The following is a 23,808-nucleotide window of genomic DNA, read 5'->3' on the forward strand; positions in this document are numbered from 1 at the left end:
ATTTTAATAGACAAATATCCGGCCGGAATCTGAATATCAAAATTTATTATAAGGTATTTACACTAAATACCCTGCGGCTGCCCCTTTTTCACCATCCGAATTATGTATGAAAAGAATTAAATACCTTCTTATTACATACGCATTCAGTAATAAAGCAAGTAAGACTTTTAAAGTAAAAGGATAAACACCTTTGTTTTTTATTAATAAATTTAGGAAATCGAACGAGTTTATTTTGGGCGATAATAAATTCACAGCCCCGGACGAGATATCTGAAGTCACTTCATCCGACAGACTTCTTGATATCTCGGCTATTTTATCTACTCTTTTATTATGCCAGAAAACTGTTGAAAGATTGTTGATCGCAGCAGTATGTAATGATTGAAATTCAGTTTCAACATCAAGAGCGTAAAGTTCTGTTAATATTAAGACTAAACATAATAAGAATGTTTTTAGCCATGATATTTCTTTCTTTTTTTTTGAACGGTATCTCAATGTTAAACCTCCTGTAACAACACACAGTTTCCTGATTCTTTAATAATTTAAGGCTTTGTCCCATAGTTTTGCATTGTTATTTTATCATATATCAATAATTTATACAATATTATTATAATAGTATAAAAACTTTATAGTTTATTAACGTTACTGTTCACAGGCAACAAACGCGACGTGTTTTTTATGAGTGTATTGTCACAGAAAACCGGAGAATAACAGCGTAGGAACGCTGCCTTTGCAATATTGATATAAATTAATTAAAAAAAACCGTTGCAGAAGCTGTTTCCTCCAATACGGATGATATAGGATAGTACTCCAAGTAAAACAATTAAGACAACCGGTATTAAATAGGCACCAGTTAGCTTTACTCGTATTCCCCCTAATACGGAATACTCTTCTTCCATCATTCTTTTCTTCACCGTATTGCCCCTCCTATCTTAAACTAATACCCATGCTTTTGGGCATAAATAATGAAGAATAGCGTTTTTGCTATTCTTTTAATGGCTCGCATTCCTTTCGCGGGACTATTTATACGTAAAAGAAGGAGCAGCTTCTATTAAAAGCAGCTCCTTCTTTTTAGTAAGTTTATTCTATTTCAGAAGTAGATATTAGTCATATAAGTTTTGAGCTATTTCTTCACTGGCAATATTATCTTTATTGTACCATTGGCATCCTGTATCAACATTGCTTACTGTTTCACCATTAGCAACCTGTACCAGTAAGTCAACCATTTTCTGACCGATAGATACCGGAGCCTGGGTAACAGCACCATATAAGGTTCCACTGGTTACTGCAGCTTTAAGAACGGAACCAGAGTCAAAACCTACACCGATAATCTGGCCTTCGCCTGTTCCTAAAACACTTAAGTTATCATTAGCTGTAACAACACCCTCAGCTGCTGTCTGGTTAGAACCGAAGATAGCAATTGTGTCTTTTTGATTTAAGATTGTGGATGCTTCGATTGCTGTCAATTCTGTTGTAGTCTGGGAAGGTACTCTAACTTCAATGATAACATTAGCGCTCTTCTCATCTACTACAGGACTTTTTACATTCTGTACATAATAATCATTACCAACTACAGCCGCTGTTTTACCGTCAGCTGAAAGTTTAGTAATCATTTCATCAATAAATCCTAAACCACGGTTACAGATCGATTCGGACGTAGCATCCTGGTTAACAACACCAATTCTAACAGGACCGGACGCATTTGCTACTCTGTCTTTAATACCGTCATACATACCGTCTGCTGCTACTGCACCTGCTTTATAGTTATCGGTTGACGCGTTGGCATATACAGCACCCTCCGGAGCGGCCGGAACACCGGAATCAAATCCGATAATCGGAATATTAGCGTTCTGAGCTGCTGTAATTGCATCTAATGCTGCTTTTGTATCAAGGGATGCTAAACCGATTGCCGCAGGTTTTGCATTCACTGCACTATTTAACATCTGCACCTGATCTGCGATATCTGATTCAGAGTTAGGACCAACCATGTTGATTGTTACTCCTAATTTTTCTGCTTCAGCAGAAGCTCCTTTATAAACGGCCTGCCAGTAAGTGGACTGAAATCCTTTTGATACAATTTCAAAGTGATAAGCAGATTTTGCTACGATATCACCTGTGGATGTTGAATCAGAAGTTGCAGCATCGTCTGTTGTTGCTTTAGCAGTCCCCTCATCAGCGGTTGCTTCCTGAGTGGGAGCTGTTGTTGGTGCTGAATTGTCTGATGTATCAGCTTTTTTTCCGCAGCCTGTTAACATGGTTGCTACCATAGCTGCACTAAGTAAACCTACCAAAAATTTCTTTTTCATTTTTGAAACCCTCCATTATTTTTCATTTATTTATGAACCGCATACGCGTTTACATAACATGTTTATTTGTCTTTTCTCTTTAATACATCAATCAGAACTGCGCTTAATAATATAACACCTGTAATAATCTGCTGCCAGTTAGCCTGCAAACCGATATAGGGAAGTCCTGTTTTTAACATTGACATTACAAATACACCAAGTAATGCGCCGACAATAGAACCGGATCCGCCGGTTGTGGATACACCACCGATTATTGCACCGCCGATAGCATCTAATTCCAATCCTGCTCCCGTACCGGGATTAATACTGGTAAAGGTTGCTGCATATGCGATTCCGGCTAAACCTGCAAATAAACCGGATAAAACATAGGCAATAATAAGATATTTTTTAACATTTACACCGGAGAGCCTTGCTGCTTCTTTATTACTGCCGATTGCAATAATGTAACGGCCAATCTTAGATTTATTTAAGACAATTGACATAATTATAATTAATACAATAATCAGTAAGAAACCTACCGGATATTTCATCGTACCGATCTTGAGTTTAAAAATACTTCGAAACCATGCTCCGTCCGTTCCTGCCTGGGGCCAGGGAATACCAAAACCACCGGAACAAAGAGAACCTAAACCTCTGGTTATCATCATGGTACATAAGGTTGCAATAAATGGCGGTAAGTTCATTATTGCTACTAAAATACCATTTAATAAACCGATTAAAACACCAAACAGAATCGCTACCAGCATTCCAAGTGCAACCGGCCAGTGTTTATAAACAACCAGATAACCGCCGGCAATAGAATAGCATACAAGTCCGGTACCGATCGATAAGTCAACCCCGCCTGTAATCAAGGTAAAGGTTACACCAATTGCCATTAAAGTAATGTAATAGGAATAATCCATAATACTTAAAACAGTAGAATACTGTCTAAAGGATGGACTCGCTATACAAAAAAATGAAAAAAGGGCAATAATGATAACTAATACAATTGTTTTCTGTGTACCCATTTTTCTGACAAACGGATTATTCGTTAATATACTTCCATTTTTATTTGACATCACTTTCTCCTCCTAACTTCTGAGCGTTGCCGCATTCATAATCTTTTCCTGTGTTGCTTCCGCTATATCAATTTCACCGGTTTTCTTTCCTTCACACATAACTACGATACGATCACTCATTCTTAATATTTCTGTCATTTCAGAAGAAATCATGATGATTGACTTTCCTTCTGCTACCAACTCATTCATCAGATGGTAAATCTCATTTTTTGCTCCTACGTCAATTCCTCTTGTAGGTTCATCAAAGATCAGGATGTCACAGTTTCTTACAAGCCATTTCGCAATTACTACCTTCTGCTGGTTACCTCCTGACAGGTTTACTACCAGCTGGTCCGTACTTGGAGTTTTTGTTTTTAACTGCTCAATATATTTCTGAGTAACTTCTTTTTCTTTTTTCTTATTGATAAAGATTCCTGACATAAAGTTCTCTAAGGAGGCCATGGTAGTATTCTCTGCTACGGTCTTTTGTACTACGATTCCGTAACGTTTCCGGTCCTCTGATAAATAACCGATTCCATTGGCCACCGCATCCATAGGTGTTTTGATATCTACTTTTTTACCATTTACATAGATGTCTCCGCTCTCAATCGGATCTGCTCCAAACAGTGCTCTTGCCGTCTCTGTTCTTCCAGCTCCCATCAGCCCGGAGAAACCTAAGATTTCACCTTTATGGAGCTCAAAACTTACATTCCGTACCATTTTCCCTGCATTCAGATGTTCTACCTTAAGGACTACCGGTGCATCTTTTGAAACGTTACTTTCTGTCTTCGGATCTTCATAGATAACACGTCCTACCATCATGTTAATAATATCATTTTTGGTAGAATCTTTTGTAATCAACGTTCCTACATATCCGCCGTCACGCATTACCGTAACCCGGTCGGTTATGACTTTGATTTCATCCATTCGGTGGGAAATATAAACGATTCCCAGACCCCTGCTCCTTAGATCTTTTATAATCTTGAACAGTTCCTCTATCTCTGATTCCGTCAGTGCGGCGGAGGGTTCATCAAATACGATAACCTTTGCATCATGGGAGATGGCTTTTGCTATCTCACACATCTGCTGTTTTCCTACCGTAAGCCTGTTCATTTTTTCATTAGGATCTATGTTAATGTTCAGCTTATCAAATAGTTTTCCTGCTTCTTCATTCATTTTGGCATCATCAATCAGTTTTCCTTTCATGAATTCTCTGCCAATGAAGATATTCTGCGCCACAGTTAGGTGCCCCATCATGTTAAGTTCCTGGTGTACGATTACAACACCCGCATCCTGTGCTTCTTTCGGGTTATTAAATTCCAGTTCCCGGCCTTCATAGGTTATGCTTCCGGAATCTTTCTTATAGATACCGGTCAGTACTTTCATCAGTGTTGATTTTCCGGCACCGTTTTCCCCCATAAGGGCGTGAACTTCGCCTTTTTTTACCTCAAAATCCACATGGTCCAACGCATGCACGCCCGGAAAAGATTTATCGATCCCTTTCATTGTTAATATTACTTCGCCCACGTTTTCACCTATCTACCTTTCCTGCTTAGTTTCTTCTACGTTTGGACATAGCATCCATATATACAGCGATTATAACGATGATACCCGTAATTACTAACTGATAATCTTTTGTAAAGCCCATTGCCAGGATACCCTCCTGAAGTAAAGCTATAATCATGGTACCGATAAAAGTACCTCCGATCGATGCAATACCGCCTGCCATAGAGGTTCCGCCCATTACCGCAGCTGCAATTGCTTCATTGTTGTACTGATCGCCAAGACCCGGCTGAATCGTAGTATAGGCTCCTACAAAGAAGATTGCCGCAATACCGACTAATATACCACAGATCATGTATGCCATCATTTCCCACTTCTTTACATTAACACCCGATAAACGAACCGCTTCTCTGTTACTGCCGATACATAATATATTACGTCCAATTTTTGTCTTATTTAATATGATTGCACAAATGATAGCGGTTATACCTAAAAAGATAAGGCCTGTTGGCACATCCACACCACCGATATTTGCTTTCACCAGATAACGGTACCAGCCATTCGCTTCCGCCGCCTGAGGCCAGCTTACAGATTGTGTTTTGGTGAATACGGAACCGACACCCTTTGATATCTGCATGATTGCCATGGAAGTAATAAAGGGAGGGATACGGAAATATGCAACCATATATCCATTTAAAGCTCCAAAAAGCAAACCAACCAGTATGCTTACGATCAAGCAGGGAATCAACGGCCATCCGCTTTTGGTCAGTAACTGACCTGATACTAATGCTGCACAGAACATAACCGGTCCGATGGAGAAATCTATTCCTCCGGTACCAATAACAAACGTTACGCCCAATGCAAGAAATCCCAAGAAATATGCATAACTTAATGCACTTAATATTCTGGAATAGCTAATAAATGTTGGACTGACAATAGCAAATGCAAAGTACATCAAGATTAAAACGAAGCATAGCACCAGCTTATTAAATCCAATTTTTTTAACCAAAACATTGTTTTTAATCTTTTCCACTTCTTCTTTCCTCCTAGTTTCTAAGCGTTGCCGCATTCATAATCTTTTCCTGTGTTGCTTCCGCTATATCAATTTCACCGGTTTTCTTACCCTCACACATAACTACGATACGGTCACTCATTCTTAAAATTTCTGTCATCTCAGAAGAAATCATAATAATTGATTTTCCTTCCGCTACCAGCTCATTCATCAGATGGTAAATCTCATTTTTCGCTCCTACATCAATTCCTCTTGTCGGTTCATCAAAGATCAGGATATCACAGTTTCTAACAAGCCATTTTGCAATTACCACCTTCTGCTGGTTACCTCCTGACAGGTTAACTACCAGCTGATCCGTACCTGGAGTTTTTGTCTTTAGCTGTTCTATATATTTCTGGGTGACTTCTTTTTCTTTTTTCTTATTAATAAAGATTCCAGACATAAAGTTCTCTAAGGAGGCCATGGTGGTATTCTCTGCTACGGTCTTTTGAACAACGATCCCGAAACGTTTCCGGTCTTCCGATAAATAACCGATTCCATTGGCAACCGCATCTATCGGTGACTTGATATCTACTTTTTTACCATTCACATAGATATCTCCGCTTTCTATGGGATCTGCTCCAAACAATGCTCTTGCCGTCTCCGTTCTTCCGGCTCCCATAAGCCCTGAGAAACCTAAGATTTCGCCCTTATGCAGCTCAAAGCTTACATTCTGCACCATTTTTCCTGCATTCAGATGTTCCACCTTAAGGACTACCGGTGCATCTTTTAAAACATTGCTTTCTGTCTTGGGATCTTCATAGATAACCCTTCCTACCATCATGTTAATGATATCATTTTTGGTAGAATCTTTCGTAATCAGCGTTCCTACATATCCGCCGTCACGCATTACCGTTACACGGTCAGTTATGACTTTGATTTCATCCATTCGGTGGGAAATATAAACGATTCCCAGACCCCTGCTCCTTAGATCTTTTATAATCTTGAACAGTTCCTCTATCTCTGATTCCGTCAGTGCAGCGGAGGGTTCATCAAATACGATAACCTTTGCATCATGGGAGATGGCTTTTGCTATTTCACACATCTGCTGTTTTCCTACCGTAAGCCTGTTCATCTTCTCTGTAGGATCTATATTTATATTCAGCTTATCAAATAGTTTTCCCGCTTCTTCATTCATTTTGGCATCATCAATCAGCTTGCCTTTCATGAACTCTCTGCCGATGAATATATTTTGTGCCACGGTAAGATGGCCCATCATGTTAAGTTCCTGGTGTACGATTACAACACCTGCATCCTGTGCTTCTTTCGGGTTATTAAATTCCAGTTCCCGGCCTTCATAGGTTATGCTTCCGGAATCTTTCTTATAGATACCGGTCAGTACTTTCATCAGTGTTGACTTTCCGGCTCCGTTTTCGCCCATCAGTGCGTGAACTTCTCCTTTTTTTACCTCAAAATCCACATGATCCAACGCATGCACGCCCGGGAAAGATTTATCGATCCCTTTCATTGTTAATATTACTTCGCCCACGTTTTCACCTTCCTTTTGGTCTATTCTTTCAGGCATTTCTCAGTCTCTTACTATGTAAATAGTATATAATCAATTACAGTATTATTTAATAGAATATCTTTTTAAAAATAGTTAAAATTCTACTGACTGTATCAAAATTAACCATAAAATCGACCATTATGGAAACTCTTTTCATGTATAATTCCATTATTTATATCCATTTACACTGTTTACCTTCATATTTCCTGTGAAATATAACAAATAACTGTCCATAAACCAAGCTGAAATAATAGGTCACCCCCCGGTGTCTTTCATAAAAAAAGAAGTTTTTGCAAACTGCTCATAAATGATTTGCAAAAACTTCTTTCTTTACTCCCCCCAGAACGGGAATAATAATTTCTGATTTTCTTCTGTATACATATTATTTTTCGTAATTAACTGTGAACCGGAATCCACGTTTTTTTCAACTTTTTTACCTTTAACCAATTTAACTGCTTCTTCGATTCCAAGGTAACCCATATTAAAAGATTTCTGGATAATAATTCCCTGAAAGACTCCTTCTTCTAACAGTTCAATTTCTTCAATTGAGCTGTCAAAACCGATTACTTTCACTTTACCTGCCAGCCCCAGCCTCTTGATCGCCCTGGCTGCACCGACCGATGAATATTCATTTAACCCTGCAATCATAGTAAGATCCGGATATTCTTTCAGCAACTCTATTGTTAAACTATAAGCTTTGCCAAATTCGGAATCACAGAAGACCACATCTACTATTTTACTTTCATCCGATCCTAATCCTGACCGAAGTCCCTTTTCCCTCTCAATCGCTGTTGATGCCGTTTTAACGTGACCGACAATTGCAATTTTAGTATTCCTATTTACAAAAGTTTTCATATATTCGCCCATTTTTTTACCGGCCAGATAATTATCTGTAGCTACCAGCGCATCCTGGACATTCTCATTTACAGTGGAGTCAATGAAAACAAGCTTTATATTATTATCGGCGATTTCTTTTGCTTTCGCTGTCGTTTCCGAATAATCCGCAGGGGACAGGGCAATTGCATCGGGTTTTTGCTTAATGGCCCAGTCAATCAATTGATTCTGTCTCGCATAATCCTCTTCCGCATCGGGAGCCACAACCTTTAAATTAATATTAAACTCTTTTGCTGCCATTTCGGCTCCTCCGATTAAAGCGGACCAGAATTCATTGGAATCATCTATGATTTTTGGTATATATATTATATTTATGGGTACTTCTGTTTTTAAGCTGTTCTTCACTATTTTATAAATACCGGGTACTAAAATACATAGCGATAATACTGTAATTATTAATATCTTATACTTTTTCACCATTATCCCCCTGTACTCTTCTCTTCGGAATTGTGATTGTTGCAGTTGTTCCTTCTCCCGGAGAACTTTCATACGTAATTCCATAGTTCTTGCCGTAATACAACTGAAGTCTCATCTGCACATTAAAAACTCCTACTCCATTGGATTTAAAATTATGTTTATGTTCATCAAAAATGTGAGCCAGAACTTCCTCCGTCATACCTACACCATTATCAATGACTTTGATTATTATATTATTACCGGCAGAATATCCCCGGATCGTAAGCAGACACATGGTTTCTTTAAATTTGATTCCATGATAGATTGCATTTTCTACTATAGGCTGGAGAACCAGCTTTACAATCTCATATTGGCAAATGTCCTTGTCCACATCAATCTCGTACTCTAATTTATCTTTGTATCTCATCTTTTGTATGGTTAAGTAACTTGTAATATAACCGACTTCCTGCTCAATTGTCAGTACCTCATTCTCATTGCTAATACTTTGCCGTAATAATTTAGCCAGTGATGCGGTCATAAGTACAACTTCTTTATTTTTATTACTTTCTGCCATCCAGATGATAGAATCCAATGTATTATAGAGAAAATGCGGATTGATTTGGGATTGTAAGGCTTTTAACTCACTTTTTCTCTTTTGTTTCTGCTCATAGATATTTTCTTCCATTAATTTTTTGATTTCCGCAGTCATGATATTAAAGGATTTGCTTAGACTTCCAATCTCATTTTCTGATATCACTTCAATGTTAGCATTGTCAAAATGTCCTTTTTCGACTTCTTTCATGGAATCCTTCAGTTTTTTAATAGGCCTGGTAATCCTGGTTGAAATAAAAACAGAAATAATCATTGCCGCCGCAAGTAAAATAAAAGCTACCACAATATAGATAATCTGGGTCTGTGTTTTGTTCTTCATCAATTCCGATTCATAAACAACACCAACTATGGTCCACCCTGTTTTCTTGGAAGTGGATATGGTATAAAGTTTACTTTCATCCCCCTCATCGGTTACAAAATAATTGGTCTTACTATTTAAAACCTGATCAACCCGCTCAGTTTTTAATCCGCTGTAAAGCAGCTGCTGCTGTGGATGATAGATGATATTGCCGTCACGGTCCAGAATAAAAACGTATCCTTTTTCACCAAGACTATTGTTTTCACACATATCACTAATTACGTTATAATTTAAATCAATAAAAAATATACCCGAGGTTTTATTGCTTATTGGATTTTTTATACTTTTACTTAAGGTTATAACCCATTTATAATTATTTTTAATCACATTTTGTACATGGGAGGAAGATAAAGCAGTTTTATCCGGATATAAAAAAGCATAGCGGTACCAATCCAGACTGAAGAGAGAAACAAACTCATTCAACATATCAGTACCGTCATTAATAATATATCTTCCATTGCTGGAAATTACTGCAATATTACATATATCCTGCCTCGCTTCCATAATTGTGTTAAACTGATCTAAGATAGCCGTGGCATAAAGTGATTTCTGGTCTTTCGTTAAGTTATCATAAAACAGGTAATCTTTTACATTTTCATTATTTGTAACTAAGGATGATATGTTTTCCATGTAATTGATATAAGAATCAATATCACCATTAACCTGTTTTATTAACTGCGTGGTATTATCAATTGAATTATCCAGTACGGTATCTTCTGTATAATTTAATGATATTAATAAAAATATCAATAATGAAAAAACAATTAATGCAGAAAAGGAAAACAATATGGTAAGGCGAATGCTTTTGAAATGATGTAATATTACATTCTTCTTACTTTCTTTATTCAAAATGGTTACCTCTTCTCCTTAGCATATTCAGACGGAGTCTTTCCTGTCATTTTCTTAAACGCTATACTGAAATAATGCGGATCACTAAAACCTACTTTTTCTGCTATTTCATAGTTTTTTAAATCTGTGTTTTCCAATAACTCTTTTGCTTTTTGCATCCGGATACGGATGAGTACCTCCATAAAGGTCTCCCCTGTCGTATTTTTAAATATAGTACTGAATCTGCTGGCGCTTATGCTAAGATACGAACAGATTGAATTAAGATTTAAATTGGTATCTGCATAATTTTTTTCTATATAATCCATGGCAAGCAGTGCCTGCCTTTTGCCGCCGATATTTTTCTGCATATCTATTTCATACATCGCTTTATAACAATATTCTTTCAGTAATTCCATCACTTTACCCAGTGTTTTTGATTTAGCAATGTCTGTTAATAATTGATTTCTCCTTATATTTAACTGGTTTTCATCTAATTCAGAAGCTTTTAACGTATTATTTATTGCTAAAATTATCTGCTGCAGGTGTAAATCGATTCTATTTTTATCAGCCAGGGACCTTTTTATGGTATCTTCCATTTTATTTAAAATGTGCTCTATATTCAGTTTATCTTTCATCTTAATGGCTAATATCAGGGAATCAATCCTGTCTTCCAGTATTATTTCCTCATTTATTTTTTGGCTTCTCACGATGTCTTCCATATCAATAATACTGCTTTCTCCGAAAAGGTATTGATACTTCATGGAATCCTGTGCTTCCTCATAGGATATATGAATCTCCTTAGTGTCTTTTACCTTTCTTCCAATACCAATGGTAACTCCAAGATTCATAAATTGTTTGATTTTACTGCTTATTTCTGTGCTGATACTTTTTACTTCCTGATCAAATGCCTTCGGTTTATTGGTTCTAAACAGTATAAAAACCCTGTTATCATTACCCAGGCAGGCAAGTCCGACCTGATATTGGTCTAATATCTCATCGCAGATATTGTATACGGCAAATGTCATTAAGGAACTATATTGTTTGTTCTGTTCCTCATCCTTAATATCAGAATCAAATTCAATTTCAACAATAGCCACTCTGTAATCGGAAGCATCTAATATAATATTATTTTCCAGAAGAGCTTTCTCATTTTCTTCTGCTGTTTTACTGCCTTTAATTAAATCATCGATTACTTTTGATTTAATCAAAAGTTTATTTTTATTATAGCTTTCATTTAACCTTACTAATTTCTCTGCTTCCTTTTTATTTTTATCCATTTTTTCTTTCAGGTCCGTTAAAATTTTAGATAATTCGGAAGCAGTTACCGGTTTTAGAAGATATTCTTTTACATTATACTTTATTGCTTTTTTAGCATATTCAAAATCATCAAAACCACTGAATATAATAATGTTTATATTTTTTAAATGGTTGAAGATGAATTCACTTAATTCCATTCCATCCACATAAGGCATACAGATGTCAGTAAGAACAACATCAACCGAATTTTTCTCCAGAAATTCAATTGCTTCTTTACCATTTTGACAACTTCCTGCCAGTTCATACCCCAACTCATCCCATTTTATATTCTCACTGATGGCCTCTCTTACAAGAACTTCATCATCCACTAATAATACCCGATACATTGCTTTCACTCCCATAATTTTCTTAGCCAAAAAGCTGCTGCAAAAGCTTAGAATTACTTAACTTGCGTATACCGCAAATTGATATTTTAAGATTTTTGCAACAGCCTGATATATTGTTAATCACTTTAAGTAAACGTTTCTATTCATTCACTTTTTATTTTGTTATTGTTCCGCCTAAATCCCAAAGGTCTTCCCAACCTTTAGCACCTTCCCACAAGAAAACCTGTCCTTTTATCAAACGGTTATTTTTATCAATGGATTTTAAAACAGCCATTTCTTCCTCTGTTAACGGATCTTCTGTTGTGCATTTTAAATTACTTAGATATTCATTCTCATGAATGGAAAAAGGAATGGGAATCTGTCCCCTTTGTACTGCCCATTTTAAGCAGACAACAGCAGGATGTACATTATGTGCTTTCGCAATTTCCACTAATTCCGGAACCTGAATATCCGCAATATCATCAGCTGTTTTATCACGGTCCGGTCTGGTTGGAGAACCGATTGGACAAAAACCGATTGGCTGAATTTCATGTGCAACACAGTAATCGAATAATTCCGGCTGCTGGAAGCATGGATGTAATTCCATTTCGATAGCTACAGGTTTAATTCTGCATAAAGGAAGAACTGCCTCTAATTTAGGTATGGTCATATTGGACATACCAATGTATCTTACAAGTCCCATATCAACTAATTTCTCGCATTGTCTCCAAGTCTTCATAAATTCATCTACATTGAAAGGTTTTGAATCTGGATTACGGGAATCTCCGTCACAGCCCGGTGCATGATAATTTGGAAATGGCCAATGAACAAAGAAAAGATCAATACAATCTAAATGTAAGTCTTTTAAGCTCTTAGCGCAGGAGAGAAGTACATCTCCTTTACCGTGTTTATCATTCCAGACTTTTGTCGTAATGAATAATTCTTCTCTTTTTACGGTTCCTTTGTCAAATGCCGCCTGGAATACTTCACCGATCAGGTCTTCATTACCGTAAACTGCAGCACAGTCAAATAAACGATAACCAACTTCAATCGCACCGGCTACTGCTGCGGAAACCTGTTCCGGTGTAAAACGATCGGAACCGAAAGTTCCCATTCCGATACCAGGCATATATTCGCCTGTATATAATTTTCTCTGAGGCACTGATTTTGGATCAATAAATGCTGTCATAATATATTCTCCTTTATTTTTGAATTTTATATAAGATTAATTAATAAATTAATTTTTCCACTTTAATTTGGGGTAAAAGTTCCAACATATCTTTTGTCATAAAAAATCCGGTTTCCATACGTTTTGCATTAGCCGCGGAAATTGCACTGGCAAGTTTTATGGTTTCTACCATGGACAATCCTCTGGAGAATCCAACTGCAAACCCTGCAATCATAGAATCCCCGCATCCCACCGTATTAACCGCTTCTATCTTTGGTACAAATGCTCTATATATGCCTTCTTCACAGGCAATCAGAGAGCCGTCGGAACCACAGGATATTACAACAACTTCAATTCCTGATTTTTGAATCTCAACAGCCGCTTTTATTAAATCTTCCTGACTGTTTAATTCCTTACCGGTTAACATTCTGATTTCATCCATATTGGGCTTAATCATGGTCGGTTTTGCTATTAAGGATTCCTCCAGTAATTTTCCGCTGGTATCCAGAATGACTTGCTTATGATGTTTCTTTGCAATCTGAATCATTTCTTTATATAATGAACCGTCCATTCCTTTGGGAACACTTCCGGAGATAGCCACCACCGAACATGTGTCAATGAGTGAAAGAAATTTTTTCAGCATTTCTTCTTCATTGGCATCTGTTATACATACGCCCGGCTCCAGGAATTCCGTCTGGGTATGATTCGTTTCATCATAGATGTTAATGCAGGATCTGCTTTCTCCGCTGATATGCACAAAATCACTTTTAATATTATTACCGTCCAGTGCTTCTACAATATAATGACCTGCATGTCCGCCTACAAACCCGGTTGCCGTTACTTCTTCACCGGCAATTGCTGCAACTCTGGATACATTCAGTCCTTTTCCTCCGGCGGAATAAGTACATTCTTTTACCCGATTTACACTGCCGGTCTGCAAATTCTCTACGACATACCTTTTATCTATCGCTGCATTTAGGGTAACCGTTAATATCATTATTATATTCCTTTCCTGTCAGTGTACCGACCTGTTAAGTATTGGGCTGTCTGTCAATACACTAATGTCTTATAACCATATAATCCATTTATTATACGAGAGTACAACCTGTATTTTGGCAATCAGTGACACGTACACTATTCTTCATTCACCAACAGGATTTTACCGTTTACGGCACCGGGCACCTTAAATAACTGAAATGCCTCCTGTGCTTTGCTCATCGGATACTTTCCGGCAATTAGATCCTGGTCAAACTTTAACTGTCCGGTTGCATAATAATGGGCGGTCAGTTCCCATTCTTTTCCCGGGAAAGGTGCGCTATAGGACATCCAGGAACCGGTTAATTTAAATTCTTTACGATTCATGTTTTCCCACAATTTCTGTGAAAATTCCAAAGTAACATGAGGCGTACCGATAAAGCATACATGGGATTTATTTGCTGCTAATTCAAATGCCATATACATGGTTGGGGCTGCTCCTGCTGTTTCAAAAACGAAGTCATAACCTTTTCCGTCCGTATATTCCATGGCTTTTTCCAAAAATCCCTCTTCCGTGGTATTCAACACTTCATCCGCTCCAAGGCGTTTCGCAAGTGCAAGTCTTTCGTTATTAATATCAAATACTACCACTTTCTTAGAACCATAAATTTTAGCCCACTGCATAGTAAATAAACCAATGGTTCCTCCGCCTAATATGGCAACATTTTTTCCGCCCTGATAATCATTCTGCAAAAGTCCATGAAGAGCTACGGTAGAAGGCTCAAACATAGCGCCTTGTTCAAAGGAGATGCTTTTATCGAATACCACTGCATTTCTTTCAGGGATTACAACGTAATCCGCATTGCTGCCCTGTTCTCTGGAACCGATAAAGCTGTAATGTTTACACAGAGAATAATTACCGTTCTGGCAGTCTTCACAGGTCAGACATGGCAGCAGAGGCGCACCGGAAACTCTGTCTCCGACTTTTACTTTTGTAACGCCCTCTCCGATTTCTACCACCTCTCCGGAAAATTCATGTCCTAATACAATAGGGTAAAAATGTACACCATTATGCAATACTCTTGGAATATCAGATCCGCAGATACCGGATGCTTTTACCTTGACTTTAACCGTACCGGGTTTTGTTACCGGTTCTTCATAATCCAAATATTGTACATCTTCATTTGCAACGACTACTGCTGCTTTCATTAATCTTACCTCTCCTTCATAGTATTTTTTAAATTATGATACAATTCCAAATATGTTTTGTAACTTTCCTCATATACCTTATGATTCTCCATATTTGGCTGATGATATCTTTTCACTTTAACAGTCATTTCTACCGCTTCTTCGAAATCGCGGTACATTCCCACACCAACACCGGCTAAAATAACTGCTCCCAGGGTAGTAGCCGAATCGGTAGACGGAACGGCTATCGGTTTTCCTGTAACATCCGCTTTGATCTGAGTCCAAACCCGGGAATTTGCTGCTCCCCCCATGGCTTTTAACTCACCCACCTGTGCACCTGCAGCCGCTGCAACCTCCAGATTATGCTTTAGGGAAAAAGCCACTCCCTCCATTGATGCTCTTATAAAATGCCCTTTGGTTTTGCTGTAATCCAGTCCGTAATATACACCTTTTGCGTTCACATCCCAGATTGGTGATCTTTCGCCGGCCATATATGGTAAAAATACCATTCCGTCACAACCCGGATTTACTCTGGCAGCGGATTCATCAAGAAGTGCCAGAGAGGATTTACCGATACGTTTTCCCTCTTCTCTTTCAAAGTCGGCGAATTCTTTATCAAACCATCTCATTACTCCACCACCGCCGGTGGTGCCGCCCTGGAGCAGCCACAAATTGGGTACCACATGAAAACTAAGAATTAAGTTTGGATCTGCACTGTATTCCTTAAGGCAGATACTCATTCCTCCTGCCTGACCGCCCTGTTCCTGCGTCTCATAGGGGTGTATGACTCCTGCTCCGAGCGTTCCGCAGGCAGCATCCAATCCACCTGCAACAACGGGAATACCTGCTGCCAGACCGCTTAATTCTGCAGCTTCCTCCGTCACATAACCAACCACCTGATGACAGTCATAGATTTCCGGAAGAAAACGAAACGGAATACCAAACCGCTCACACATCTCTTCATTCCAGGTTCCGGTATGCATATCAAAACAATGTAGTCCATAACCCTGGGATTTTTCCTGGCTTAACACTCCTGTCAGTCGATAAACGATAAAACTGTTGGATTGCAATATTTTATATATCTTTTCATAAACTTCAGGCAGATTTTCTTTATACCACAATATTTTTGCGGTGGTATAAGGAGGCTGAAGAGAATTACCTACCAGATTAAATATAACATCGTCACCTATTTCCTTGTTCAGCCGTTTACAGATGGCATCTGCCCTTGTGTCCATCCAGATCGGTGTATTGGTAAGAACTTTTCCTGCCTTATCAATTGCTATGGCTGACCAGCTCTGTCCGTCAACACCGACACCTGCGATTTCCTCTTTATCGATTCCTGATTTTTGCATGGTAGTATTTATGGTTTGATAAATTGCTTCCCACCATTCATCCGGATTTTGTTCCGCATATCCCGGTTTTGGATAATAAACCGGATAATCTCCGTTTCCGCTGGCTAATACTTCACCCTGCCTGTTAAAAATTGCTATCTTGCAAGCACTTGTTCCAATATCAATTCCAAGTAAGTATTTTTTCACATTAATCCTCCATGCTGCCAACACGCCGCGAATTTGGGCGTCAGCACAAATTTGCTGTTTAAAATAAATATATTAAATCACCGAAATCATTCTCTGCATTTTATTAAATCCGGTAATCTTATTTCTTTTTATTTAAATCTAGAAATCGTAACGTTTCGGCTTGTAATAAAATTGATTTACTTTATGATTTTTGGTTTTATTTTTATAATTTTCTGATAGAATTTCCTTCCATAATGTCTGTTTGCAGTTTTATAATTTTATATTCTATTTCCGATTCATTTTTATTATCTGCAATTCTTTTCAAAATTAATTCCGCTACATTTTTGCCTATCTCTTCTTTGGGCTGTGTTACAATGGTTAATTTAGGTTTGCATGCTCTCGCAAATTCCGTGTTATCAAAACCAATAACAGAAAGTTCTTCCGGTATTTTAACACCCAGCTCGTTGATTCCGATTACCGCACCCATAGTCATTTCATGATTTGCAACAAATACCGCTGTCATGTCTTTATTGTTCTTAACCAGTTTTTCCAGACACCTGGCACCGCCATTAATGGTATAGTCACCATGTTCAATTAATCTGTCTTCAGGAACAATTCCGGCTTCCATCAAAGCCAATTTATAACCGAGCATTCTCTCCTGTGCAGTAAATACATCCTCAGGGCCGCCAACCATACCAATTCTCTTATGTCCATTATCGATAAGCCGCTGTATGGCATTTTTAGCTGCGGTTAAATTATCAACTAATACATAATCACATTCGATTCCGTTAATTTTACGGTCAATCAAAACAATCGGTTTCTTTGCTTTACCAAAACAACTTAGATGGGAACCGTCCGAATTAACCGGCATATTAATAATTCCATCCACTCTTTTACGAAAAAGAAAATCAACGGCATTTTTCTCCAGTTCTTTATTGGTTCTACAGTCACAGACAATGGTAGCATACCCATGGTTTCTTAAAACATCCTCCATTGCAGTTATAATTTCCGTACAAAAGTTAATATTTAACTCCGGAATCACTACACCAATTGTTTTTGTTTTATTTGTCTTCAGGCCACGAGCTACTTCGTTTACCTCAAAATTTAATTCTTTAATTGCCGCCTCTATCTTTTTCCGGTTTTCATCCCGGACATTACCGCCGTTTAAATAGGATGAAATTGTTGCAAGCCCCAGACCTGTGTGCTTTGCTATATCTTTAATCGTAGCTACCACTGCTTTACTACCCGCCTTTTTATAAAATAACTAAACTTTTAATTATTTTATCACTTTATTATCACTGCCGCAAACTAAAATACGGTTTTTAACCAGCTCTTTCACCTTCTCCATGCCTGCTTTACCTAAGTTCTTCGGATCAAAAGTATCCGGTTTCTCATTTAACAATTCCTTAATGCCATCGGTATAAGCAACCCTAAGCTCTGTTGCAAAGTTAACCTTGCAGATTCCTCGTTTTACACAATCCCTTACATCATCGTCGCTTAAACCGGAGGCACCGTGTAATACCAAAGGTATTGATACAACCTTTTTAATCTCTGAAAGTCTTTCTTTATCAAGTACCGGCGTTCCATTATAAAAACCGTGTGCTGTTCCGATTGCTACTGCAAGAGAAGTGATTCCTGTTTTCTCCACAAATTCTTTCGCTTCCATGGGATCTGTATTGGTATCTGCTTCCGCTTCCAGATCATCTTCCTTACCGCCGACTTTGCCAAGTTCCGCTTCCACGGGAATACCATTTGGTTTCGCTACTTCAACCACTTTTTTGCTGACTTTAATATTATTTTCAAAAGTTTCATGGGATCCGTCTATCATAATAGAAGTATATCCCTCCTTAATTGCTCTTACTGCAAGCTCAAAGCTGCTGCCATGGTCCAGATGCAGTGCAACCGGTACGGATGCTTTCTTAGCTTCCGCTGTAACGATAGCCGCAAAGGTTTCAAGTGAACCATACTTAACAGTAGAGGGCGTTGTCTGAAGCATAACAGGTGCATTCAGTTCTTCCGCTGCAGCTATAACCGCTTTTACCATCTCCATATTTTCAACATTAAATGCTCCTACGGCATACCCTCCGTTCTGAGCATCTAAAAGCATTTTTTCCGATGTTACAAGTGCCATATTACTTCCTCCTTTATTCAAATCCGAAACGTTTCTGTTTTCAATTATATTATAAGCATAATGGGCAACAATGTCAACTTTATTATTTTCAACTATTATAATAAATTTTTCTATTGACTTTTCAAAAACAAGTTAATAATATTAAATTTAATATCGAATAAAGGTTTAATAAAAGGAGGAAACTATGCAATATTATTTAAAAAACGACAAGATCACAGCAAAATTTGATACTCTGGGGGGCGGAATCGTTTCGATTCAGGATTCTTTAGGTCTGGAATACCTGTGGCAGGGCGATCCTGCTTTCTGGTCCGGACAGGCACCTGTCATGTTTCCCATATGCGGCAGTATCAGAGATAAAAAGGCTGTTATCGGTCATAATATGACCTGTAATATGGAACGTCATGGAATAGTTCGAAAGCTGGAGTTTACATATGCCGGCCAGACAGAGGATTCCATAACATTCTCCGTCTGTTCCGATGAGGAACTAAAGTCTAAGTTCCCCTATGACTTTGAATTACAGCTTACCTATATCCTTAAAGAGAATACTATTACAACTTCCTTTAAAGTACTTAACCGTGATTCCATCCCTATGCCATTTTTTGTAGGAGGACATCCGGGCTTTAATTGTCCGCTTCTTCCCGGTGAAAAATTCGAAGATTATATTGTAGAATTTGAAAAACCTGAAGTTGCACTGTGTCCGGAATCCATTCCTGCAACCGGCCTAGTGAACGTAGATAACCGTCTGCCGATTCTTAACAATGAGGCTGTACTTCCGTTAAAGCACAGTTATTTCAGTGTTGATGCATTAATTTTTGACCAATTAAAATCCCGTTCCGTGAAATTAAGTAATCCGGGAACCGGTAAAGGAATTCAAGTGGATTTCGCTGACTTTGATTACTTTATTTTATGGTCAAGTTCCAATAATGGTCCTTTTGTCGCTTTGGAACCTTGGACCGGAATCTCCACCTGCAACGATGAATCCGATATATTTGAAGAAAAAAGGGGGGTTAAAATCCTGCCTCCGAATCAATCAGAAGAACTTACATTTGACATAACCGTATTATAATTATAAAAACCATATTCTATAAATGGAATTCGTATAATATTATAGTAATTTTTATACCTTTAATATTTATACTTTTACAGATATGATAGTGTAACTGCATTACACTTAAGACAGCAGTATTATGCTGATAGAGCATAATACTGCTATCTTTTTAATATGTTCAAACTCTTCTATAATTATCTGCAATATAATCCCTGACTCTAATATCATAACTAATATACAATATAACGCCTACCAGGCAAGTTATAATTTCTGTTACTGTCATCGACCAAATGACCCCATGTAATCCAAAATACCGATGCAATATTATTATTACCGGAATGAAAAGAATACCTTGAGTAACAGACATAATCGTTGATGCTACTCCTTGTCCTGAAGCTTGAAAAAGTCCTGTAAATAATGTGGTAAATCCATTAAACAACGCAGAAATGAGCATAGCTATCATAATATATACACCAATACTTAACACCGTAGTATCTTTTGTGAATAAGTTTATTATTGTATTTCTGAAAGTATAAACCAGTGTGACAAAAACAAACGATAATCCAAAAATCCATATTGCTGATAACCTGATTGTCATTTTGAGTCTTTTATAACTGTGATTAGAAAAGTTATAAGCAATTAATGGTATAATCCCTAACGATAAACCCATTGAAAGAAACTCCGGTATCTGAACTATTCTTAACGCTATGCCAAAACCGGCCACTACATTATCGCCATATTTAATAGAAAAATTATTTAATAGCAGTGTTGTAACTATAAGAAAAACCGTCAATAACAATTCTGACACACCAATTTTATATATTTCTATTTTATCTTTAAAGGGTATACTAAAATGTTTTAAAAAACCCTTTAAATGTTCGCTTTTTGACTCTAAATAATAAATATAATAAAATGAAGAACCAATATTGGCTAATACCATGGACAATGCAACCCCTGTAACATTAAGGTGCAGAACTAATATCAGCAATATATCAAAGAATACACTTAATATCGTACTTATAAACATACCGTACATGGATTCCTTTGAAGCTCCCTCAGCTCTTACAACCTGCTCTAAGGTGAAGTTTAGTATAATGGAAAATCCTCCAAGAAACATAACCAATGAGTAGGCTTTTGTATAATTGATAACAGCCATCGAATCCGCACCCATAATCCTCACAATGGGTGTTAGTGCCAATACAGCCATAATAGCAATGAAAACCGCTATTATTATACTGGCGTAAAAAGTATAACCTGCTACTTTTTTAGCTTTTTCTAACTCCTGTTTTGCAATCAATCTGGTAATAAATGTTCCGCCCCCTGCTCCCATCATATTTCCGAAAGCCATTAGTATAGTGAAAATAGGTAAACCTAACGTAACAGATGTTAAAATTTCAGTATTATGCAGAAGTCCGATAAAAAATGTATTAATTACATTATATATGGATCCTACTGACATACCGATCATCATGGGAATAGACAGATGGAAAATTGCTTTTGGAATGGATGCACTTTTTAAATAATATTCATTTGTTTGTTCCATATTTTATTTCTCCTTTCAGCATTAAAATTATTAGATGTATAACAATTAGAATTCTAACTATTTAAGTATATAAAATTATTAAATATCAAGCAGTAAAATAACCACATATATTCTCTTTCTTACAGGTTATTAAAGATTGTTATTAACTTTCAGCAATAAAGCTAACAAATTCTCTTTTTCATCTTCACTTAAATTTGTGGTAATACTATTCTCAATATCAACAAATGTTTTATTGAACTCTTCAACTAATTCTGCACCTTTCGGTAATACATAAATGTTCTTCTGCCTCTCATTATTTTTAGGAATTCTGCGTTCAATATATCCTTTCTTCTCTAATCCCTGCAGCATACTGGTAATACTTGCCTCCCTGCGTTGAAAGGCATCAGCCAAATCTCTCTGAATAATACCGCTATCCTGATGTTCGTAGATATAGCCAATCATACGGCCTTGTTGTGAGTTTAATCCTAATTTATTTATTTTCTCATCAGCACTGAATTTTAACTTCATTGTAATGGTTCTAAATAAATCAGAATAGATATTTTTATCCATAAATTAACTCCTTAATATACTTAGAATTCTAACTATCAATATAATAATCTTTAGATTTCTATTTGTCAACTGCATTTTATAATAAACCAATATTAATTTACATTACCATTTAACTTTTTCATCCGATAATAATAAGCCGGGATTAACGGTATTAATGCAGATACCCAGGCAACAGGGTTTGCAAAACATATTCCGACATAGCCAAATGGCTTAGCCAATATTAAAATAACGAGTACTCTTGCAAATAATTCAAAAACTCCGCCTAACATAGGTAATAGTCCATATCCCAATCCCTGTAAGGAATTTCTATAGACATAAATAAATCCCAGCGCAGGATAAAATCCGGCTACTGCATAGAAATATACTTTTGCTTTTTCCAAAACGCCGCCGCTGTTATCAGTAATAAATAGTCTGATTAATGAATCACCAAAAACCAACACTGCCACCATTGAAACCGCACTGCAGATTAATGTTATAATAATACCTGCCCTGACTCCCTCTTTAACTCTGTCCATTCTCCCTGCTCCGGTATTCTGGCCTACATAAGTTGCTATACTGGCTCCAAGAGAGGGAAATGGCTGTGTAATAATATTCTGAATCTTACCGCAGGCAGTAAAGGCTGCTATATAAATCGGCCCTAATCCATTTAAGGCCACCTGAACCATCATCGTACCGATTGCCGTGATAGAGAACTGAAGCCCCATGGGTGTACCCATTCCAATTAATCTCTTTACACTTTTTCCCGAGAAATAAGCATCTTCTTTGTTTAAACTTAAAATAGGAAATTTCTTTGCCATATAAATGAAACACAAAAGAGAAGCTAACGCCTGGGATATTACCGTAGCATAACCGGCTCCCTCCACTCCCATGGATAATCCTGCAATAAACAAATAATCTAATATAATATTTACTATGGATGAAAGAACCAAAAAGTACAGTGGAGTTTTACTGTCGCCCAATGCCCGTAAAATAGAAGCGAGGTTATTATATGCTATAGTCGCAGTCAGTCCCATAAAAATAACCCGAATGAAACGATAGGTATCCTCCATGATTTCCTCCGGCGTATTCATTACCGTTAATATCCATCTGTTAGCTGCTAATAATCCAACGGTTAAAACAACTGCCATAATAATACACAAATAATACGACATCGCTACATAATGTCTTACTCCTTTTATATCTTTTGCGCCGTAACGCTGGGCTATAATAATTGCAAACCCACCTGTCATTCCCATCACCCAGCCGATAACCAAAAAGGTAAGCGAACCGGTTGATCCTACTGCTGCAAGCGCATTTACTCCCAGGTATTGTCCTACAATAATGGAATCAATCACGTAATATAATTGCTGTACTATGTTACCTATTAAAATCGGGATTGTAAAACCAATCATCAATTTCATAGGTTTATCTGTTGTCATATCATTTGGCATGGACTTAGCCCCTTTCCACCTCTATATTATAGATCAGAAGCTGTTATCAGACTTCTGATAACAGCGCAGTTATTGCGGATGCATTGAATTATTGAAACGACCTTTGTTCCTATAATATAGCTTATTTTCTTATAATTCAACATTAAAT

20 protein-coding genes are annotated in these 23,808 nt (G+C 37.3%); 1 reads left to right on the plus strand and 19 read right to left on the minus strand.

Going from position 1 to position 23,808, the window contains the following annotated elements; translation table 11 throughout:
- Positions 1–57: 57 nt before the first annotated feature.
- The 16 genes from RBU59_RS10825 to RBU59_RS10900 form a co-directional block, all read right to left on the minus strand.
- On the minus strand, positions 58–492 hold the full coding sequence (locus RBU59_RS10825) for a hypothetical protein (protein WP_308147882.1): 435 nt from the start codon (positions 490–492) through the stop codon (positions 58–60).
- Between the two features lie 257 nt (positions 493–749).
- Positions 750–911: a hypothetical protein gene (locus RBU59_RS10830; protein WP_308147883.1), complete on the minus strand. Its 162-nt coding sequence runs from the start codon at positions 909–911 to the stop codon at positions 750–752.
- 189 nt (positions 912–1,100) lie between these two features.
- A complete protein-coding gene (locus RBU59_RS10835; RefSeq protein ID WP_308147884.1) occupies positions 1,101–2,303 on the minus strand; it encodes a substrate-binding domain-containing protein in 1,203 nt (400 codons plus the stop codon).
- A 62-nt stretch (positions 2,304–2,365) separates the two neighbouring features.
- A complete protein-coding gene (locus RBU59_RS10840) occupies positions 2,366–3,361 on the minus strand; it encodes an ABC transporter permease (RefSeq protein WP_308147885.1) in 996 nt (331 codons plus the stop codon).
- Between the two features lie 12 nt (positions 3,362–3,373).
- Entirely contained in the window at positions 3,374–4,867 is a 1,494-nt protein-coding gene (locus tag RBU59_RS10845) for a sugar ABC transporter ATP-binding protein (RefSeq protein WP_308147886.1), read from the minus strand.
- Between the two features lie 25 nt (positions 4,868–4,892).
- On the minus strand, positions 4,893–5,876 hold the full coding sequence (locus RBU59_RS10850) for an ABC transporter permease (protein WP_308147887.1): 984 nt from the start codon (positions 5,874–5,876) through the stop codon (positions 4,893–4,895).
- Between the two features lie 13 nt (positions 5,877–5,889).
- Complete coding sequence (locus RBU59_RS10855; RefSeq protein WP_308148576.1) at positions 5,890–7,383, minus strand: sugar ABC transporter ATP-binding protein; 1,494 nt, start codon at positions 7,381–7,383, stop codon at positions 5,890–5,892.
- Between the two features lie 348 nt (positions 7,384–7,731).
- A complete protein-coding gene (locus RBU59_RS10860) occupies positions 7,732–8,715 on the minus strand; it encodes a substrate-binding domain-containing protein (RefSeq protein ID WP_308147888.1) in 984 nt (327 codons plus the stop codon).
- The gene (locus RBU59_RS10865) at positions 8,699–10,510 is read right to left on the minus strand and encodes a sensor histidine kinase (RefSeq protein ID WP_308147889.1); all 1,812 of its coding nucleotides are present in this window, start codon (positions 10,508–10,510) and stop codon (positions 8,699–8,701) included. Before RBU59_RS10865 ends, RBU59_RS10860 begins: the two co-directional genes overlap by 17 nt.
- Before the next feature lie 5 nt (positions 10,511–10,515).
- Entirely contained in the window at positions 10,516–12,162 is a 1,647-nt protein-coding gene (locus RBU59_RS10870; RefSeq protein WP_308147890.1) for a response regulator, read from the minus strand.
- A gap of 124 nt (positions 12,163–12,286) precedes the next feature.
- Complete coding sequence (locus RBU59_RS10875) at positions 12,287–13,300, minus strand: aldo/keto reductase (RefSeq protein ID WP_308147891.1); 1,014 nt, start codon at positions 13,298–13,300, stop codon at positions 12,287–12,289.
- A 40-nt stretch (positions 13,301–13,340) separates the two neighbouring features.
- Positions 13,341–14,276, minus strand: a complete 936-nt coding sequence (gene pfkB, locus RBU59_RS10880; RefSeq protein WP_308147892.1) for a 1-phosphofructokinase — start codon at positions 14,274–14,276, stop codon at positions 13,341–13,343.
- 137 nt (positions 14,277–14,413) lie between these two features.
- The gene (locus RBU59_RS10885) at positions 14,414–15,463 is read right to left on the minus strand and encodes a galactitol-1-phosphate 5-dehydrogenase (protein WP_308147893.1); all 1,050 of its coding nucleotides are present in this window, start codon (positions 15,461–15,463) and stop codon (positions 14,414–14,416) included.
- Between the two features lie 5 nt (positions 15,464–15,468).
- Complete coding sequence (gene xylB, locus RBU59_RS10890) at positions 15,469–16,980, minus strand: xylulokinase (RefSeq protein WP_308147894.1); 1,512 nt, start codon at positions 16,978–16,980, stop codon at positions 15,469–15,471.
- Between the two features lie 202 nt (positions 16,981–17,182).
- Positions 17,183–18,193: a LacI family DNA-binding transcriptional regulator gene (locus RBU59_RS10895; protein WP_308147895.1), complete on the minus strand. Its 1,011-nt coding sequence runs from the start codon at positions 18,191–18,193 to the stop codon at positions 17,183–17,185.
- 42 nt (positions 18,194–18,235) lie between these two features.
- Positions 18,236–19,090: a class II fructose-bisphosphate aldolase gene (locus RBU59_RS10900; RefSeq protein WP_308147896.1), complete on the minus strand. Its 855-nt coding sequence runs from the start codon at positions 19,088–19,090 to the stop codon at positions 18,236–18,238.
- Positions 19,091–19,274: 184 nt separating this feature from the next.
- Between RBU59_RS10900 and RBU59_RS10905 the strand changes: the two genes are divergently transcribed.
- Positions 19,275–20,156 (plus strand): aldose 1-epimerase family protein, encoded by an 882-nt coding sequence (locus tag RBU59_RS10905; RefSeq protein WP_308147897.1) that lies wholly within the window; start codon positions 19,275–19,277, stop codon positions 20,154–20,156.
- A 160-nt stretch (positions 20,157–20,316) separates the two neighbouring features.
- Here RBU59_RS10905 and RBU59_RS10910 read toward each other — a convergent pair whose 3' ends face one another.
- The 3 genes from RBU59_RS10910 to RBU59_RS10920 form a co-directional block, all read right to left on the minus strand.
- Positions 20,317–21,681 carry an MATE family efflux transporter gene (locus tag RBU59_RS10910; RefSeq protein ID WP_308147898.1) on the minus strand — a complete coding sequence of 455 codons (1,365 nt, stop codon included), beginning with the start codon at positions 21,679–21,681 and terminating at the stop codon, positions 20,317–20,319.
- Between the two features lie 129 nt (positions 21,682–21,810).
- Positions 21,811–22,230 (minus strand): MarR family winged helix-turn-helix transcriptional regulator, encoded by a 420-nt coding sequence (locus tag RBU59_RS10915; RefSeq protein WP_308147899.1) that lies wholly within the window; start codon positions 22,228–22,230, stop codon positions 21,811–21,813.
- Between the two features lie 92 nt (positions 22,231–22,322).
- A complete protein-coding gene (locus RBU59_RS10920) occupies positions 22,323–23,660 on the minus strand; it encodes an MATE family efflux transporter (protein WP_308147900.1) in 1,338 nt (445 codons plus the stop codon).
- Positions 23,661–23,808: the final 148 nt, after the last annotated feature.

Source organism: Anaerocolumna sp. MB42-C2 (genome assembly GCF_030913705.1).
In the GTDB taxonomy this organism is placed as follows: Bacteria; Bacillota; Clostridia; order Lachnospirales; family Lachnospiraceae; genus Anaerocolumna.